Source organism: Nonomuraea sp. NPDC050404, from assembly GCF_040655495.1.
Classification (GTDB): Bacteria; Actinomycetota; Actinomycetes; order Streptosporangiales; family Streptosporangiaceae; genus Nonomuraea.
In genome coordinates, this window is record NZ_JBFAKB010000009.1 from 393,839 (window position 1) to 410,671 (window position 16,833).

Consider the following 16,833-nt stretch of genomic DNA (forward strand, 5'->3'; position numbering starts at 1 on the left):
GGTGTTCCTCTCCCTCTGCCGGCCGGGTTAGCTGACGGGTTGGGCATGGGAGTCGCCTGCCGCCGAAGCGGATTCACCCCAGGTGCGGTTTGGGTCCCCGGCTCCCGGGCAACGCGCCCGGGATTAGGCATGCAACGGCGGTTACTGCCGGTGCATATGGGGATATTAGTGGTAGATCACGAGTCATGCGACCTTAACAAGAAATCTATTAGTGATCTATCTGTGATCGAAGCATGCGTGCGGCCTCCTCCGGCAGCACGTCGTTGACGAAGGCGCCCATCGCCGACTCCGATCCGGCCAGGAACTTGAGCTTGTTCGGCGCCCGCCTGATGCTGAACAGCTCCAGGTGCAGATAGGCCAGCTCCCTGCCCTCACGCACCGGCGCCTGGTGCCAGGCCGAGATGTAGGGCATGACGAGCCCGAACAACCCGTCGAATGCCCGCAGCACCGAGGTGTAGAGCGGCGCGAACGCAGCCCGCTCAGCCTCCGTGAGCGCGGCCAGGTCGGGCACCTGCCGGTGCGGATACACGTGCACCTCGAACGGCCAGCGCGCGGCGGCCGGCACGAAGGCCGTCCACAACTCGTTGGCGGCCACCACCCGCGTCCCCGCCTCCCGCTCTGCGGCCAGCACGTCGGCGAACAGGTTGCCCTTGGTGTAGCGCCCCGCCGCGCCGAGTTGCAGCTTGGTCCTGGGCGTCACGTACGGGTAGGCGTAGATCTGGCCGTGCGGGTGGGCGATCGTGATGCCGATCTCCTCGCCCCGGTTCTCGAAGCAGAACACCTGCTCCACGCCCTCGATCGCGGACAACTCGGCCGTACGGTCGGCCCACGCCTCCATGACGAGCCTCACCTGAGCGTCGGAGAGCCTGGAGAAGGAGGAGGAGTGATCGGAGGTGAAGCACACCACCTCACACCGCCCCGCGCCCGGACGCACCTCACTGAGCCCGCCCGGCTCGCCGTAGCTCCCGAAATTTCCGGAGAAGGAGGGGAAGCGGTTCTCGAACACCGCCACGTCGTAGTCGTAGGCCGGGATCTCCGTCGAGCGTTCGTCCGACGACGGGCACAGCGGGCACTCGGCCGTGCCGCCCGTCGGCAGGAACGTACGCGTCTGCCGGTGCCCGGCCATCGCGATCCACTCCTCGGTCAGCGGGTCGTAGCGCAGCTCCGAGGCCACCGGCCGGGGGCCGAGCGTACGCCGGTCGATCGCGCTCCTGTCCGCGTCGTCACGCAGGTCGAAGTAGATCAGCTCCCGGCCGTCGGCCAGGTGGGTGATGGTGCGCTTCAAGGGGTGCCCTCCACGATGATCAGTTCTCCGGCCCGTTCGGCCAGCTCCGTGCGTGCGTCCTGCGGCAGCCCCGCGTCGCTGATGACCACGTCGGCCTCGCTCAGCTCGGCGATGGTGCTGATGCCGACGGTGTTCCATTTCGTGTGGTCGGCGGGGATCACCAGCCGGTGTGCCGCCGCGACCAGCTCCCTGTCGGTCTCGGACTCCAGCAGGTTGGGCGTGGTGAACCCGGCCCGCACGCTCATCCCGTGCACGCCGAGGAAGAGCGTGTCCACGTGCAGGCGGCGGATCGCGGCCACGGCCACCGGCCCGACCAGGGCGTCGGACGGCGTGCGTACGCCCCCGGTCAGCACGACGGTGCGGTCGGCGCGCGGGTTGCGGTGGAAGATCTCGGCGACCGGGATCGAGTTGGTGATCACGGTCAGCTCGGGCACGCCGATCAGGTGGTGGGCCAGCGCCCACGTGGTGGTCCCCGCCGACAGCGCCACGGCCGTGCCCGGGCGTACGAGGGTGGCCGCGCGCCGCGCGATGGCGTCCTTCTCCTGCTGCTGGCGGGCGGACTTGGCGGTGAAGCCCGGCTCCTCGGTGGAGCCCGGGCCGAGCGCCGTCGCGCCTCCGTGCACCTTCTCCAGCAGCCCGCGCTCGGCCAGCACCTCAAGGTCGCGGCGGATGGTCATGTCGGAGACGCCGAGCTCGCGTACGAGGTCGGCCACCCGGACGCCGCCGTTGCTGCGCACGCGTTCGAGAATCGCCTGCTGGCGCTGCTGTGCGAGCACGCCCGCTCCTTCCAACAGATTCCACCAAATTATGACACGAAATTGTTGGGGAATGTTAGTTCGGCGGGATCGCTTGCGCTGGTCGGTGTGGGCGGGAGACGTTGTGGGGCGAAGGACGTACCGAGATGACCCGCTGACCGATCACCGGAGGCGAGCTGATGGCCAGGCGCGCGCGCAAGGGCAGGGCCCGCAAGAAGAAGAAGGCGAACCACGGCAAGCGTCCCACGGCGCGATGACGGTCGGGTGGCCGCGGGGGCGGCCACCTTTCACCGGTTCACCGGGGTAGTTCGTCGAGGGCCTGGTCGATGCGCTCCTGCGGCAGCGTGTAGTCCTCCAGGTCGCCGGCCAGATAACGGTCATAGGCGCCCAGGTCGAAGTGGCCATGGCCGCACAGCGCGGTCAGGATGACCTTCTCCTCGCCGCTCTCCTTGCAGCGCAGCGCCTCGGCGATCGTCTCGGCCAGCGCGTGCGTGGGCTCGGGCGCGGGCACGATGCCCTCGGTCCTGGCGAAGCGGACACCGGCCTCGAAACACTCGGTCTGCGAGCGGGTGACGGCCTCGAACAGGCCCAGTTCGTACATGTGGGACAGCAGCGGTGACATGCCGTGATAGCGCAGGCCGCCCGCGTGGATCGGGTCGGGCACGAACGAGTGCCCCAGCGTGTGCATCTTCAGCAGCGGCGTGAATCCGGCCGTGTCGCCGAAGTCGTAGGCATAGGCGCCGCGCGTGAACGACGGGCAGGCCGCCGGCTCGACCGCCCTGAACACCGTTTCCGCGCGCCCCGCCAGCTTCTCGCGCAGGAACGGGAAGGCGAGCCCGGCGAAGTTGGAGCCGCCGCCCGTACAGCCGATGACCAGGTCCGGCGGCTCGGGGAGCTGGGCGAGCGCCTCCTCGCCGATCACCGTCTGGTGCATGAGGACATGGTTGAGCACGGAGCCGAGCGCGTAGCGGGCGTCGTGCGTCGCGCCGGCCACCTCCACGGCCTCGCTGATCGCGATGCCCAGGCTGCCGGGGGAGCCGGGGTCGTCGGCCAGCACCTTGCTGCCCGCGCCCGTCACGGGGGAGGGGCTGGCGTGCACGGTGGCGCCGTACACCCGCATGAGAGAGCGGCGGTACGGCTTCTGGTCGTAGGAGGCGCGTACCATCCAGACCCGGCACTCCAGGCCGAACTGGGCACAGGCGAACGCCAGGGCCGAGCCCCACTGCCCCGCGCCGGTCTCGGTGGTCAGCAGCCGCACGCCCTCGCGCGCGTTGTAGTACGCCTGAGGGACCGCCGTGTTCGGCTTGTGCGACCCGGCGGGGGAGCCGCCCTCGTACTTGTAGTAGATCCTGGCGGGCGTGCCCAGCGCCTTCTCCAGCCGCCGCGCCCGGATCAGCGGCGTCGGCCGCCAGAGGCGGTAGACCTCCAGCACCTCCTGCGGGATCGGGACGAACCGGTCGCCGCTGACCTCCTGCCCGATCAGCTCCATCGGGAAGAGCGGGGCCAGGTCGTCGGGGCCGATGGGCTGCCGCGTCCCCGGATGCAGCGGGGGAGGAGGCGGGACGGGCAGGTCGGGAACGATGTTGTACCAGTCGGCTGGGATCATCGCTTCAGTCTGCGCCGAGCCTGCCCCCCTCGCCAGAACTCAGCGGACCAGCACGGCGGGTCGTCGCGGATGGTCGGCCCGCACCACGACGTCGGCCGCCTCCTGGGGCCGCGCCTCCCGCTCGTAGCGCGCGTAGGCGGGCAGCCGCCACCGCTCGCCGTCCGGCGTCCCCCGTTCGAGCGCGCCAGGCGACAACCACAGGTGCACGCCCACCTCGAAAACCAGCCCCCGCCCCAGCAGCAGCGTCCCGTCCACCAGGACCACCCCGCCCGGCGGCAACACCTCGTACGGCACCCGGTACGCCCGATCGGTCCCGCTGTCCCACAGCGCCGGCAGCACCCGCCCCGACCCGCCGGGATCCAGCGGCTCCAGCACCTCCCTGCGCAGCGCCTTGGCGTCGAGCCAGTCGTCGTAGAAGACGTCGGGGTCGGTCCTGCCGAACTCCAGCCGCAACGAGGCCGGCCGCAGGAAGTCACCCGCCGACACCCGCAGCACGGGCCGGCCGCGCAGGCGCAGCGGCGCGACCAGCGCGTCGGCCAGCTCCCAGGGCCGCGCGGCAGGCGCCCCGTCCACGGCCACCCGCACCCACGCACCCGGCGGCCGGCCGGAGATCACCTCGGCCAGCTCCTCGACAAGGGCCTCTCGGGAGATCGGTCGCGCACGCATCATTTCCCACTTTAGGGGCGGTTCCATGGGCGGCGGAAAAGTCTTCGACAGGACGTCGGCGGGCGGCCTAGGTTGCCTGCCATGGCTTCTTGCGACTGCGGCGCGAGCGAAGGACCGCTCGGTCTGTGCGCCGACTACTACCACGCGATCCTGGCCGAGGAGCAGCGCGACCCGGAGATGTACCGGTGGCACCTGGTCGTGGTCTGCGTGTACCTGCTCCAGCATCCCGCGGAAGGGAGCCAGAAGCATCTGGACGGGCAGTTCCGCTGGTTGCAGCTCTACGTGGACCAGGGCCTGGAGGCGGTGCTCCGCCTGCAGCGTCACCAGGTGTCGCGCAACAACCACCGGGTCAGGGCCGCCTACGACGTGTCGCCGCTGGAGCCGTACGAGCCGCTGCCGCCGGGCGGCCACTCGGGAGGTTTCCGCGCCGCGTTCACCGGGCTCCCGTACGGCGAGGACGGCAGCTTCGTCTTCGAGGGACACGAGGCGTACGGAAACCACCTGCTGACCCTCGCCGAAGCGACCCTGGAGTCCTGGACAACCGAAAGGCCAGGCCCCCCTGAGCGGGGCTGACCTGGCCTTTCGACACGCGAGAGCGGACGACGGGAATCGAACCCGCGTAGCTAGTTTGGAAGACTAGGGCTCTACCATTGAGCTACGTCCGCGCGAACCGGTCGAACTCTGGTCTAGACTTCATCCGGTCGTCAGAGCAAAAGCGTACCGGAGTCCCGGAGCGCATGTGCACTCGGCGAGACGGGGCGTGGCGCAGCTTGGCAGCGCGCTTGCTTTGGGAGCAAGAAGTCGCAGGTTCAAATCCTGTCGCCCCGACCAGCCAGCAGAGGCCCTCTCCCGGATCGGGAGGGGGCCTCTGCTTGTCTAACTGCTTGTCTAAGATGTCTGGAGCGTTCCAAAGATGCGGTCCATGGCCACAGCACCCGACTGGACCACGGGACGGATCTGCTTGCGGTAGACGGCTTCGGTCGTCGCCGTGCTGCTGTGACCGACCAGGCGGGAGATCTCTTCGAGCGGTAGCCCGTTGTCAGAGAGCAGGGACACGAAGCTGTGCCGCAGCTCTCGGGGCGTCCACTCTTTCGGGTTCATCCCGTTCGCGTTCTTGATGACGTTGCGAAACGCGCGCCGCACGTTGGCCGCGTCCAGTTCCGTCCCGGCTGCTGAGGCGAACACCAGGCTGTTCGCCTTCCACTCCTTCCCCTGGGCCTCTCTCTGCGTCGCTTGGAGCGCTACAAGCGCCTCTACGCACCTCTTGGGCAGTGCGAGCGTCCTCCTGGACTTCCTGGTCTTGGTGTCGCCGCTGGCCCGTACAGAGCGCCACACAGCGACGTACGGCGGTAGGGACGGGATCGCCTTGTCGTTCCCGCAGAGGTCCACGTGGTCCCACCTGAGCGCCCTCAACTCCTCCGTTCGGGCACCGGTGAGGAGGGACACGACGATGTAGGCGTGCATGCTCGACCCCTCAGCGGCTCTGAGCACGGCGTCCGCCTGGGCGAACGTCATCGCCTTGGAGTTGCGGCCCGCCCTACCCGCTGGCACGCCGCAGAGGTCCACGACGTTCCGCTTGACTCTGTCTCGTGCCATCGCGCGCCTGACTGCCCGGTTGAGGCAGGAACGGATGATCTGGAGCGTCCGGGTGCTGAGCGTCTTCGACTTGGCGGCCAGCCACTTGTCCACGTCCTCCGTGCTGAGGTCGCGGAGCCTTCGCTTGCCCAGTGCGGGGATGACGTGTTTCTGGCAGTTGATGGTGTACAGGTCCACCGTGCTCGAAGAGCGTCCACTGAGCCCGAAAGCCAGCCAGTCATTGACGGCCTGTTCCACGGTGAAGTCTCCGGGTGCGATGGTCAGGCCGTCTTCGTAGTCCCTGATGATCTCTCTGAGCTTGTTCTTCGCTTCGGTCTTGGTCTTGCCGCTCCCCGTCTTGACGATGCGCTTCCCCGCAGGCGTCCAGCCGACCGTGAGCGAGGCGATCCACCGTTCGCGCTTACTGTCCCAGTGCAGGCCGCCGTCCCCCCGGCTGCGGCGCTTTGTCATCAGGCAGCTTCCTCCGCTTCCTTCTCCAGCAGTGCGATGTAGTTGCGGATGCCCTTCGCGGTGATCAGGCGTGCGCGGCCCTGCTTGACCGACCGCAGGCGGCCCGAGCGGATCTGCTCGTAGATCACCGTCCGGCTCATGCGCAGCACGCGCATGACGTCGGTCACCCGGTAGAGCTGTGTGTCGTCGGGCGTGGCGAGACTCAAAGGCCGTTCTCCTCACCAGGGACAGCTGGGACAGTGGGCAGGGACGTCTGTCCCTGCTGATCGGGTGCGTTTGCGCTGGTCAGGGCTAGGTCAGGGACGCCAGGGACAGCTGGGACACCTTCTGGTGCCGTTGTCCCTGGCAGTCGATAGCGGCTGTTGGCGTCCACGCAGAGTTGGCCATCGGTGGCCATGCGCGGGCAGGTCTTGCGGATGTTCTCGTAGGACACGCCGGTGCCGTCGGCGATGGCCTTGGGTGTGCTGTTCGGGTTGGCGCGGACGTAGCGGACGATGGAGGCGCGGGTTTCTCCCAGCGTGTGGTCCTCGGGCGGGCCGTCGAGCAGGCGCCATACTCCGGCGGTGGGTTCGAAGGCCATGGCGTATTCGGCTTCTTCGACGTCGCGGCCGGTGACGTGCAGGACGCCGTCGGCGGTGCCGCGCTGGCGCTTGAGCACGAGCGTGGCGTCGGCGGCACCGGCCAGGCCGTTGGTGCCGGAGACCTGTTCCAGGAAGTCGTCGGAGCCCATCTTGCGGACGTGGTGGACCAGGACGACGGCTACGCCGTAGGTGTCGGCCAGGTTCTTGGCGCGGCTCATGGCGGTGTAGTCGGCGTCGTAGGCGGACAGGCCGGGTGGTGTGGTGCCCCGGATTTTGGCGAACACGTCGATGACGACCATGCGTGCGCCGGGGTTGCGGTCGAGCCAGCGGGCGATGGCCTTGTCTCCGCCGCTGGGAAGGGTTTCGCAGGCGGTGGACAGGGTCAGGCCGCGTGGGGCGGGCTTGTCTCCAAGGATCTTGCTCATGCGGGATTGGAGACGGCGTGGCGTGTCCTCCAGCGCCAGGTACAGGACCGGGCCGGGCTCCACTTCGATGGTTTCCAGGGCTTTGCCTCCTCCGGCGACGGCGACGGCCGTGGCGAGTGACAGCCAGGACTTCCCGACCTTGGGCGGACCGGCCAGCAGGTTCAGCCCTTCGGCGATGACACCGGGCACGGCCCACTTGGTCGGCGGGAAGGTGACGGACATGAGTTCGTCGGCGGTCCAGGCGGTACGGAACGGCGTGGGTGCGGGTCCTGGGTCGCCGGGCACGTGGACGGCATCACCGGCGACCAGTCGTAGGTGGGCGGGTCGTTCGTTGGTCATGCGGCCACCGTTCGCGGGCGGCGGGACCCTGCTCGAAGTCCGGACGCGATGGTGCGTGCGGCCTCGCCATAAGGCTGGCCGACCTGTTGGGCGGCGCTGGTGAGCCACCCGGTGACGTCGGCCTCGGGCAGTTCGCCTCCGGCCACGAGTTGTCCGAGAGCGACGGACGCGCGATAGAGCGCGGTGTTGTGCCCGTGTGGCGGCGAGTCGGTCACTCGCTCCAACTCGGCCGTGATGGCGGCCCGTAGGTAGGAGCCGTGCCGGTCGGCGGCCAGGGCGACGGTCACAGGCCGTTGGGCGGGTAGCGGCGCGGGCCGGAGCAACTCTGCCAGCCAGGCTGGCAGTGGGGCGGCGGGCGGCGCGTGAAGCACCTCGTAGACGCCGCCCTGGCCGTCGCTGACGGCGACGCGGCTTCCAGGGCCGACCACGTAGCCGCCAACGGCTCGTGTGTCGATCAGCCAGCCGAGTGTGCCTTGGGTGTTCGTTGCAGGCACGTCGGCCGGAGCTGTGTAGTAGAGGTGCAGGCCGCCGCGTCGGGTGCGTACCTGGAAGGTCTCCAGGGGCAGTTCCTGGCCGTGGTCGGCGCACAGAGCGGCGAAGGCGTCGGCACCGTCGCGGATGCCGGCGCGGTCCCACTTCGGTGGCGGTGTCTGGTCGGGCTTTGGCCGGTCCAGGTCGATGACCACGAGCCCAGAGGGGCCGCAGGCCACACCGATGTTGTAGGGCTCGCGCCAGATGGCAGTGATGGTCTCGGGGTTGGCGGTGGCGCGTTCTTCCCAGCGGGTGAATCCGCGGGGCGGCACCTTCGATCCTGGTGTGAGCGGGAAGACGTGCCAGCCACGGGCGGCGGCGGCCAGGGCGTAGCGGATCGGGTCAACGGTCATGACGGTCTCCTGGTCGTGGCCGGTCATCGGGTGCCGTCGCTGTGGAGGCGGCGGGTGAAGTTGAAGAGGTGGCGTCCCCAGCGGAGCCGTAGGCCGGTGCCCTTGCAGCGGCGGCACTCATGGGTGCCGCGTCCGATGCGCTTGGGCAGGTGGCGCTTGCCCTGGCACTTGCGGCAGGTGCCGAACGGTTGGATGCAGCACTTGGCGACGTAACGGATGGTGATGAACAGGGCTGGGATGGTCACTGCGCTAGCGATGAGCAGGTCCGGGTTCATGGGTGGCCTCCTGGGCCGTTTCTGGGTGTCGTCAAGCGAGGGCGCTAGCGTGCTAACGCCCTGGCCAGGGCTTATTTCTGGTGCTAGCGGGGGTGCTAGCGATAGCAGCCTCAGCCGCTAGCGCTAGCACCCTCCGGCGGGGTCACTCAGTGCCGGATCGACGGTTACGCTCTGCTATGGCGTCGGTGAGGTCGTCCAGGCGGATGCCGCGCCTGGTGACGGCCTTGCCGTCGATGCGGCGGCCGATGCTCTGGACGGCTACGCCGTGCGGCTTGAGTGCGGTGGTGAGCTGTTCGGAGGCCCAGCCGGTGTAGAAGTCGGGTCGCAGGTCGGCCAGGCGCGAGCAGAGGGTCTCGTTCCAGGCGGCCGTCTCGCCTGCGGGCCAGATCTGGGCGACGTCGGTCAGCAGGTCGAACGTGGGCGCGTCGGTACGGGTCTGGGTGCCCTCCTCGGGCAAGGTGCCCGCCAGGCCGCGTAGCTGCATGGCGCGGTTCACCACGAACTTTGCGGCGTCAGTGTCCACCATGAAGGAGCGGCGGGCGGCGGGCTTGCCGAGGCCGGACAGGATGCCCCACCCGGCTTCCTTGACGGGCTCGAAGATGGTGGCGCGGTAGCCGTTCTTGTACATCGAGGTGCCGAGGATCATGTCGTTGGCGACCTGGTCGGCGACGCTCATGCAGTAGCGGGTGTTGACGTTCCGCGTGATCCCGGTCGGAAGCGAGTCCTTGTCCGGGATCTGGGTGCCGATCAGCAGGATCACGCCCAGGGCGCGGCCCAGCTTGATGACCTTCTCCAGGATCTCCCCGGCTTCCTTACCGAACTTGCCGTGCAAGAACAGCTCCTGGATCTCATCGATCGCGACGATCAGCGGGTGCAGACCGGAGTCCTTGAGGCTGGCCAGTTCGGGAGTGACCTTGTTCTCGGGAGCTTTGCCGAGCTGGGCATAGTGGGCGATGCGCTTGGAGCGGCGCTCGCACTCCTTGTACAGCCAGCGGATCATCCCGGCGCAGCGGGCGATCGTCTCGTCGTCGAAGCCGTTGCCGTACTCGGTGCAGACCGGCTCCAGCACCTTGAAGTCCCCGACGCCCTTGAGCTCGTAGATGCGCAGCTCGGCGCGCGGGTCCAGCGAAGCGGCGAGCACGGCCAGGCGCAGAGCGAAGGTCTTGCCCGAGCCGGGCTGGCCACCAACCAGCCAGTTACGGAACATCAGCGAGCCGTTGACCGTGTCCATGCGCGGCGTGGTGGCGAACGGGAACGGCTTGAACACGTCCACCTTGCCGTCCTTGAGCAGCGGCCAGGACGGCTGCTTCATCTGGGAGGCGGGCTCGTAGCCGACCCAGAGGGCCAGGCGTCCGGGGTGGCCGTCGCCCGGCTCGGGCCACACCTGGTCGAGCGGGAGCCGCATGCCGGAGGCCAGTCGGCCACGGCGGGCGACTACGTCGGCGGCCTCTACGCCGAAGGGCAGGTCGATGATGGCCAGGTGGCCGGGGCCGTCGCGGTGGATGTCCTGCGGGAAGCTGATGGCGTGCTGGTCCTTGCTCACGGCCTGGTTGATGCCGGAGATGCCGCAGGACAGCAGCGCGCGGCGGACCAGCTCGGCGGTGAGCTTGCGGTAGCGCGGCCCTTCGCTGACGCGGTCGGTGATGGGCTTGTCCGTGGGCCTACCGGCGCGGGCCAGTAGCGGTACCGCCACGCCTACCACCAGGAGGCGGCCCCATGCAGGGAGGTCGGCCAGCAGGAAAACCAGCAGGCCGACCAGGCCCGCCGTGGCGAGGCCGGCCACCACCCACCAGCGCCACCGTGACTGCCGCTGGCGCTGCTTGTCCAGCTTGAGCCAGGTCTCCGGGTCGTTGCGGTCGGCGGCGTACTGCCGCAGCGCCCAGTTGCCTTCCTCCGCCGTCGCCCAGTGCAAGAGCTTGCCGGTGGCGCGGAAGAACCCGACCGGGGCGTACAGGGCGGCTTTGGCGGCGTACTTCGGAGAGCGTACGGCGTGGTAGCCGAGCACGTATCCGGCGTTCTTGGCCTGCCAGACGAGCATGGCGCGGATACCGCGCCAGGAGCGGAGCGTGGCCGGGATGATGGGCGCGCGCCGCTGGGACTGCTGGGTGGTGTACGGCGCGGCGTCGTCGTCCGGCGGATCAACCGGCGGTCCGAGGACGGTGCCCTCGATCGCGATCGTCTCGCGGTCGAAGAACTCGTCCTCGGAGGGCTCGGCGTCGGTGTCGAGGGTGCGCAGCTTGCGGCGGCTGTCCAGCGGCACCACCTGACCGCCGGTCTCGACCGGCTCGACCGTCGCGGTCGTGGACCGGTCGGCGAACGGGAAGCCGTTCAGACCGGTCAGAGGTCCGGCGCCGGACTCGTTTTCCGGTTCGTGCGGGTTCTGGGTCATGATGAGTGCACCTCGTTGGCGTAGTAGCGGGCGGGGTTGCGGGGCGCGACCGGAGTCTTGGCGGATGAGGTCGCGCCCTGTGCGTTGGTGGCGTGGTCGTGGAAGGCTCTGCGGATTCGAGCCCGGGTGCGTGGACCGGTGGCCAGCATGCGGGCGAGCGTGGTGAGCGGGATGGCCAGGCAGAGGGCCGTGACGGTGACGGCGAAGTTCAGCATCTGGATCCCTCCTTTCGGTCAGGTCGGGTCGTTGCGCAGGGTGTCGCGGACGGCGCGGGCGGTGTCCATGCCGCAGCCGAGGGCGCGGCGGAACTTGTCCGCGCCGGAGTCGGCCGACAGTTCACCGGCTGCGATCAGGCGGCGGGCTTGATCGGTGAGTTTGTGGAGGTTGGCTGCATTTGCCCTGTACGACGGGGTGGTAGGGGTACTGGTAGGGCCGTGTGCGAGGCTGACGAACGCGGCCAGGATGATCGGCAGGGCGGTGACGACGGCGACTGCCACGATCGGCCCCAGGACGTGCAGGACCAGCCGGGACAGGGAGAAGTCGGCGGCTACCAGCGGCAGGTAGGGCCAGGCGTTCATGGCGAGCGTCAGGCCCAGGAACAGCCCTTCGATCCGGACGAGTTTGCGGTCGTTGAGCGGCTGGCCTCGGGTGCCGAGGTAGGCGCGGGCGCCGACCACGACCAGCAGGGCCAGCGACAGGAACGGCTCGACCAGCCAGGCGAACACCCAGGCCGGAGACCAGGGCGGCGCGCTGTCGGCGGCGAAGTGCTGGACCCCGGCGGTGGACCAGGCCAGCGCCAGGGTGAGCGAGATGAGCGCGGCGACCACCAGGAGGCGGCGCATGCGGGCGGCCTGCCAGGCGCGCATCTCGGGGTCTTGGGCCAGGGTGTGCAGCCGGGCGGCTTCCTGGGCGGCCTTGCGGCGCTTGCGCACCTTGGCCGTGTCCAGCAGCAGCGGCGCGTCGTCGTCTTGCAGGCCGGTGAGAAGGTGGGCTTCGGCCACCTCGGCGCGCAGCTTGCGCACGCGCTTGGTCTCCCCGCTGGCCACCGGCCGGGGCGGCACAGCGCCTGCGGCGGGCTTGTGGTTGGCGAGGTGTTCGAGGTCGGCCAGGGCGCTGGCCATCTCCTCCGGAGTTGGCTCGAAGGGTTGGTCAGGCTGGGCGATGTGGCTCATGCGGCTGTCTCCGTCCGCGCGTCGGCGCGCTGGTAGTGGCAGGTGGTGCAGGTGTCGGCGTAGCGAGAGATGACGAACCCGGCGTCCAGGCCGCAGTCCGGGCAGCGGCGGCGGGCGGCGTTGGCCTTGGCCAGGGCCGTCCACTTGGCTGGTGTCATGGGGCGCTTGGGCAGTGCGAGGCGGATGTCGTAGAGGTAGGCGGCGCGGACGCCGGGTGCGCCGTGCCGGCGGGAGCGCCAGAGGATCTGTGCTTGGACTCCCTGGCCGCCGGGCCGGAGCCCTTCGGCGGTGAGCTGGCGCAGGGTGAGCAGGTGCGGCGGGGCCATCCGCCACGGGTAGGTGGGGATGCTGTGGCGGCTGGCGGTGGGGTCCCAGAAGGCGGCGCGGATGCGGGACATCAGCGCTCCTCGCAGCGGGAGCGGAGGCGGCAGGACCGGCAGCCGGGGGCGCAGGATGCGCCGTGGACGGGGCAGAGCTGGGTGCGGCGGCCGGTCGAGGTGCCGCAGCGGCGGCAGCCGATGACGCTGGCCGAGCGCTGGCCGCAGTCCAGGCAGCGGAAGCGCGTCATTATGCCACCGCCTGGTCGTCGCTGAGGTGCTGGTCGTCCAGGCTGAGACCGGCCCAGACGCCCTCTCCCGGGTCGAGCGCGAGCGCGTACATCACGCAGGCTCCGAGAGCCGGGCAGGTGTGGCAGATGGCGATGGCTCGCTGTTCCCGTTCCTGGCGCTGGTCGGAGGTCTCGTTGTCGGTGCTGGTGAACAGGTGAGCGGTGTCAGGGCCGCAGGCGGGACCGGCGGCCAGGACGGCGTCGAGCAGCTTGGTCAGTGTGGGGGACGCGTACAGGTCCGCGTCCTCAGAGCACTGCACTTGGTGGAGCATGATGAGAAGGCCTCTCTTGAGGTGGGCCGGGGCGGCTCGTGTCTTGGCGGATGAGGGCCGTCCCGGCGTCGAAGGTGACCGCTGTGGCGATCGGTGGTAAAGCCGCCTTTTCGGTGGGAGGCGGGAGCCCGGATTCAGTTCTCTTAGCGGCGAGTGCTCAGCCCGTCGGCGTGCGCCAGAGTCGGCGCCTTCCCAGGTCTTCCGGCTGTGCGTCGTAAGCGAAAGCGTCCCCTTCGGCAGCTCCGAAAGGGGGACTTGCGCTTACAGTCAGTACATTGACTGCTACGGTCCGCAGTTGTCAAGCCCCCCTTTCCTGTTACTGTTAAGTCCCGGTAGCGATGGAGGGGCAAATGCATCCAGACGTGCTCAAAGTGCTGAGCATCGAAGAGCCGCTCGACCGAGCCAAGGAGGCCGGGCGAGTCCACGACGAGTTCCAGAAAGGCGGGGAAGAGCTGGCCAGAGTGCGGCGCGAGGCGCTGCAAGCGCTCGTGGACAGCGGCATGAACAACACACAGATCGGTGAAGCGCTCGGGATGACCCGTCAGCGTGTCGGCCAGTTGCTGAAGTCAGGACCAGCACCGGAGCGCGCGTTCCTCGGCACGGACACACTCACAGTCGTAATGGCCGGCAAGCTCGAACTCGGTCGGCCGGACCCGCAACCGGTGGTGTCTCACGACGACCTGATCGCCTTCGAGCGGCTACGCCAACTCGCCAGGACCCTAGGCCTGGACGCCACCTATGAGGTGGAGGCAAGCGGGGGTTTCGTGAGGCTCAACCGCGACAACCTGTTCGTCATGTGCGGCCCGCGCCACTTCCCGAACGTGCGCGAGGTCATCGAGTCGGACGAGGCGATCTCCTTCGCCAAAGACGAGCAGGGCTGGCACCTCATCGACCAGCGGACCGGCCGAGTATTCCGCTCACCGATGGATGCAGGAGAGCCACGGGACTACGCGTATCTGGCCCGCCTCCGGCGGCCCGACGGGAAGGGCACCTTCCTGTACGGGGCCGGTATCCACGCGGTCGGCGAAGCAGGCATCGCGCACTTCCTGGAGCACAACCTGGCCGACGTGTACAAGCAGCTCAAGGGCAAGCGGTTCTCGGCGATCATCGAATGCGACTTCGACCCGAACACCACAGGTCGGGAGATCACGGCGACCAGGCCCGCTTCCGACTATCACCTGGCGCCAGGGGCGTGACATGGACGTCTCTTTCGCCTTGCTGCCTGGATCGGACCAGAACCCCAACGAGGATGCAGTAGCGGCCACAGCGGATGTCCTGGTGGTCATCGACGGGGTAAGCACATCGCGGCTGGCCACGGGGTGCATGCACGGCACCCCGTGGTACGCCAACGCGCTGGCTGCACAGGTCGTCGCAGCGGCGTCCAAAGAGCCGGGCAAGGACCTGCGGGCAGTGCTGTTCGAGGCACTGCGATCTGTAGCTGCGAGCCACGCGGACACGTGCGACCTGACCTCCGACGGCACCCCCTCGGCGACCGTGGCCATCGCGCGGCCTTTCGGTGACCGGCTGGACTACCTGGTGCTCTCGGATGCCACGATCGCCATCGAGACCAAGACCGGCGTCGAGGTCATCTCGGACAAGCGAGTGGATGCCCTGGTCGGGGAACTCTCCTCTGCGGCCAAGAAGGCGGTGGCGGGGAGCGAGGAACAGAAACAGCGCCTGGAAAAGCTCATCACCACTCAGCGCAAGCTCCGCAACGTCGAGGGCGGCTACTGGCTGGCCGGAGCCGTGCCGGAAGCGGCCGAGCATGCCGTGGTCGGCTCCGTTCCCCTCTGCGAGGTCCGTTCCATCGCGGTCATGACCGATGGTGCCTCCTGCCTCGTGGACGTGTACGCGCTGATGGACTGGAACCATGCCCTGCGAATGCTCGCGGTCGACGGGCCGGGAGCATGGCTGCGTCGGGTGCGGGAAGCCGAGCAAGCAGACACAAACAAGAAGCGCTGGCCCCGGTACAAGGTGAGCGACGATGCCACGATTGCGCTCTGTCGAGAGCTGGGCACGTCGATTAGCTAGGACGGGCCGGTGCAGGCGGTGTAGCCGGACCAGGCACATGAACGCAGCAAGGCTCGCATCCATTCGATGAACGAGGCCGTACGGCGTTATGTTGCTCGTAGCGATGCTGGGTTGAACTCGACTCCCGCGTTGATGATCGATGTCTTTGTGTTGCTGATCTGCATGCTTCTCCCTCACATCTCGTACAACCTCAAGCACGAGCAGGCGCGAGATAAGAAGGGCAAGGTGGTGCGTGATGAGCGGACGAAGGACCTTCGGGTCTCGATCGCAGGCCGGACGGCGGCGCCCCTCATGACGGTGGTGTACACATCCCTCCTGGGATGGACCTACGTCAACGGGGAGGCGGGTTGAACCCAGCAACGCGCTAATCGGAAGGCGCCAGGCGTTGCTGCGGGCAACAACGATGTGCTTCCTCATGACGGTGGCGTAAGGGGCACTGGCAGTCAGCAAGGAGACCGGTCGCAGGGGTGTCCCAGCTGTCCCTGCTGTCCCACAACTCTTGTTGACCTGCATAAACGCAGGAGATCATGTGGGACACAGGGAGATGAGGGGTGTCCCAGCTGTCCCTCAACGAGTGCAGCTCTTGATGTCCCTGGTAGTGCACGGCAAGATCGCGCCGTGACCGATTACGAACGGGTGGCAGACGCCTTAGGGAACACCACCTGGATCACCTGGTGTACAGGTACAACCCTTGCAACCCTGGACGACGTCCTCGCTCCCGATAGCGGAGACTGGAACCCGCCGACGGCTGCCACATTTAGCGAGGCTGATGAGGCCGCCCATCTTGATATGCAGGAGGGGATGTCGGTCCTCTTGGCAGGTGCGCTCGGGCATGGGGTCGTCCTCTTGGAACCGGGGCTGCCCTTCTTGGGGAGCGGCGCGCAGGACCGCCTCTCTCAGGCAGGTGCGTGCCTGGACGTCGGCTGGAGCGACTTCGGCCCGCCCTTCGTCACGTACAGGGAGAAGGGGCGTGTTGTAGTGAGCTTCGACGGCATTGTGTGGGAGGACGACGCCACGCCCGACCAGGAGACGGTGGAGCGCTGGATGAGCACCACACCCGGCGGGTTGGAGGGGTGGCAGACCAACTACGGCACGGCATCGCTGATGACAGCGGAGGCCATCATGGGCGCGCCTATGGATGAGCAGTGGCTGGCGCGAGAACACACCTGCATAACGCGTAGATGGGGTGACCCGGAGCGTCGTCCACGCTCGGTGAGCCTGGGAGAGCTGCTGAAACATGTTGCAGCGCCTCTCCCGGGCGAAGCGCGGGCTGAATCGGCGGGCGAAGCTCCAAACAGCCCTGATAGCGGTCATCCGCCTGCTTGACGTTCTGCTTGACAATCGCGGTGAATGATCTCGAACGCAGGCGTACATCAGCGGACGTCGCCAGCCCGTTGACCTGGTCTTCAGCCCTAAAGGAACGGGTGTTCGAGGTGGTTTGGGAGCAAGAAGTCGCAGGTTCAAATCCTGTCGCCCCGACCAGCCAGCAGAGGCCCCCTC

General features: G+C 68.4%; 20 protein-coding genes, 2 tRNA genes and 1 riboswitch. Of the genes, 6 read left to right on the forward strand and 16 right to left on the reverse strand.

The window, feature by feature from the left end:
• Positions 1-2: 2 nt before the first annotated feature.
• Positions 3-140: riboswitch (cyclic di-AMP (ydaO/yuaA leader) on the reverse strand.
• Between the two features lie 68 nt (positions 141-208).
• From galT to AB0I81_RS26910, 4 genes are all read right to left on the reverse strand, one after another.
• Positions 209-1,285: a galactose-1-phosphate uridylyltransferase gene (gene galT, locus AB0I81_RS26895; protein ID WP_360661694.1), complete on the reverse strand. Its 1,077-nt coding sequence runs from the start codon at positions 1,283-1,285 to the stop codon at positions 209-211.
• Positions 1,282-2,061: a DeoR/GlpR family DNA-binding transcription regulator gene (locus tag AB0I81_RS26900; protein ID WP_360661697.1), complete on the reverse strand. Its 780-nt coding sequence runs from the start codon at positions 2,059-2,061 to the stop codon at positions 1,282-1,284. Before AB0I81_RS26900 ends, galT begins: the two co-directional genes overlap by 4 nt.
• A gap of 274 nt (positions 2,062-2,335) precedes the next feature.
• On the reverse strand, positions 2,336-3,646 hold the full coding sequence (locus AB0I81_RS26905; RefSeq protein ID WP_360661700.1) for a TrpB-like pyridoxal phosphate-dependent enzyme: 1,311 nt from the start codon (positions 3,644-3,646) through the stop codon (positions 2,336-2,338).
• A gap of 39 nt (positions 3,647-3,685) precedes the next feature.
• A complete protein-coding gene (locus AB0I81_RS26910; RefSeq protein ID WP_360661703.1) occupies positions 3,686-4,315 on the reverse strand; it encodes a uridine kinase in 630 nt (209 codons plus the stop codon).
• A 78-nt stretch (positions 4,316-4,393) separates the two neighbouring features.
• Here AB0I81_RS26910 and AB0I81_RS26915 point away from each other — a divergent pair, with 78 nt between their 5' ends.
• The gene (locus AB0I81_RS26915; protein WP_360661706.1) at positions 4,394-4,885 is read left to right on the forward strand and encodes a DUF5946 family protein; all 492 of its coding nucleotides are present in this window, start codon (positions 4,394-4,396) and stop codon (positions 4,883-4,885) included.
• 21 nt (positions 4,886-4,906) lie between these two features.
• Here AB0I81_RS26915 and AB0I81_RS26920 read toward each other — a convergent pair.
• Positions 4,907-4,977 (reverse strand) — tRNA-Gly (locus tag AB0I81_RS26920).
• Positions 4,978-5,066: 89 nt separating this feature from the next.
• On the opposite strand from AB0I81_RS26920, the gene AB0I81_RS26925 reads away from it, so the two are divergent.
• A tRNA-Pro gene (locus tag AB0I81_RS26925) sits at positions 5,067-5,143 on the forward strand.
• A gap of 57 nt (positions 5,144-5,200) precedes the next feature.
• Here the strand turns inward: AB0I81_RS26925 and AB0I81_RS26930 are convergent.
• From AB0I81_RS26930 to AB0I81_RS26980, 11 genes are all read right to left on the reverse strand, one after another.
• Positions 5,201-6,358: a site-specific integrase gene (locus AB0I81_RS26930; RefSeq protein ID WP_360661709.1), complete on the reverse strand. Its 1,158-nt coding sequence runs from the start codon at positions 6,356-6,358 to the stop codon at positions 5,201-5,203.
• Entirely contained in the window at positions 6,358-6,564 is a 207-nt protein-coding gene (locus AB0I81_RS26935) for a helix-turn-helix domain-containing protein (RefSeq protein ID WP_360661712.1), read from the reverse strand. The genes AB0I81_RS26930 and AB0I81_RS26935 overlap by 1 nt, the downstream gene beginning before the upstream one ends.
• Positions 6,561-7,703 carry an AAA family ATPase gene (locus AB0I81_RS26940; RefSeq protein WP_360661714.1) on the reverse strand — a complete coding sequence of 381 codons (1,143 nt, stop codon included), beginning with the start codon at positions 7,701-7,703 and terminating at the stop codon, positions 6,561-6,563. The genes AB0I81_RS26935 and AB0I81_RS26940 overlap by 4 nt, the downstream gene beginning before the upstream one ends.
• Positions 7,700-8,587 carry a bifunctional DNA primase/polymerase gene (locus AB0I81_RS26945; protein ID WP_360661717.1) on the reverse strand — a complete coding sequence of 296 codons (888 nt, stop codon included), beginning with the start codon at positions 8,585-8,587 and terminating at the stop codon, positions 7,700-7,702. Before AB0I81_RS26945 ends, AB0I81_RS26940 begins: the two co-directional genes overlap by 4 nt.
• 23 nt (positions 8,588-8,610) lie before the next feature.
• Entirely contained in the window at positions 8,611-8,862 is a 252-nt protein-coding gene (locus AB0I81_RS26950; protein ID WP_360661720.1) for a hypothetical protein, read from the reverse strand.
• A 142-nt stretch (positions 8,863-9,004) separates the two neighbouring features.
• Positions 9,005-11,251, reverse strand: a complete 2,247-nt coding sequence (locus tag AB0I81_RS26955) for a cell division protein FtsK (protein ID WP_360661723.1) — start codon at positions 11,249-11,251, stop codon at positions 9,005-9,007.
• On the reverse strand, positions 11,248-11,466 hold the full coding sequence (locus AB0I81_RS26960; protein WP_360661726.1) for a hypothetical protein: 219 nt from the start codon (positions 11,464-11,466) through the stop codon (positions 11,248-11,250). Before AB0I81_RS26960 ends, AB0I81_RS26955 begins: the two co-directional genes overlap by 4 nt.
• 18 nt (positions 11,467-11,484) lie before the next feature.
• Positions 11,485-12,423, reverse strand: coding sequence for a hypothetical protein (locus AB0I81_RS26965; RefSeq protein WP_360661728.1), 939 nt, complete (start codon positions 12,421-12,423; stop codon positions 11,485-11,487).
• Positions 12,420-12,821, reverse strand: coding sequence for an RRQRL motif-containing zinc-binding protein (locus tag AB0I81_RS26970; RefSeq protein WP_360661731.1), 402 nt, complete (start codon positions 12,819-12,821; stop codon positions 12,420-12,422). The genes AB0I81_RS26965 and AB0I81_RS26970 overlap by 4 nt, the downstream gene beginning before the upstream one ends.
• Positions 12,821-12,991, reverse strand: coding sequence for a hypothetical protein (locus AB0I81_RS26975; RefSeq protein WP_360661733.1), 171 nt, complete (start codon positions 12,989-12,991; stop codon positions 12,821-12,823). The genes AB0I81_RS26970 and AB0I81_RS26975 overlap by 1 nt, the downstream gene beginning before the upstream one ends.
• Entirely contained in the window at positions 12,991-13,290 is a 300-nt protein-coding gene (locus AB0I81_RS26980; protein ID WP_360661736.1) for a WhiB family transcriptional regulator, read from the reverse strand. The genes AB0I81_RS26975 and AB0I81_RS26980 overlap by 1 nt, the downstream gene beginning before the upstream one ends.
• Positions 13,291-13,652: 362 nt before the next feature.
• Here AB0I81_RS26980 and AB0I81_RS26985 point away from each other — a divergent pair, with 362 nt between their 5' ends.
• The 4 genes from AB0I81_RS26985 (at position 13,653) to AB0I81_RS27000 (ending at position 16,659) form a co-directional block, all read left to right on the forward strand.
• Positions 13,653-14,498 carry a hypothetical protein gene (locus tag AB0I81_RS26985; protein WP_360661739.1) on the forward strand — a complete coding sequence of 282 codons (846 nt, stop codon included), beginning with the start codon at positions 13,653-13,655 and terminating at the stop codon, positions 14,496-14,498.
• 1 nt (position 14,499) lies between these two features.
• Complete coding sequence (locus tag AB0I81_RS26990; protein ID WP_360661741.1) at positions 14,500-15,333, forward strand: protein phosphatase 2C domain-containing protein; 834 nt, start codon at positions 14,500-14,502, stop codon at positions 15,331-15,333.
• A gap of 66 nt (positions 15,334-15,399) precedes the next feature.
• Entirely contained in the window at positions 15,400-15,684 is a 285-nt protein-coding gene (locus AB0I81_RS26995) for a hypothetical protein (protein WP_360661743.1), read from the forward strand.
• A 267-nt stretch (positions 15,685-15,951) separates the two neighbouring features.
• Positions 15,952-16,659: a hypothetical protein gene (locus tag AB0I81_RS27000; protein WP_360661746.1), complete on the forward strand. Its 708-nt coding sequence runs from the start codon at positions 15,952-15,954 to the stop codon at positions 16,657-16,659.
• Positions 16,660-16,833: the final 174 nt, after the last annotated feature.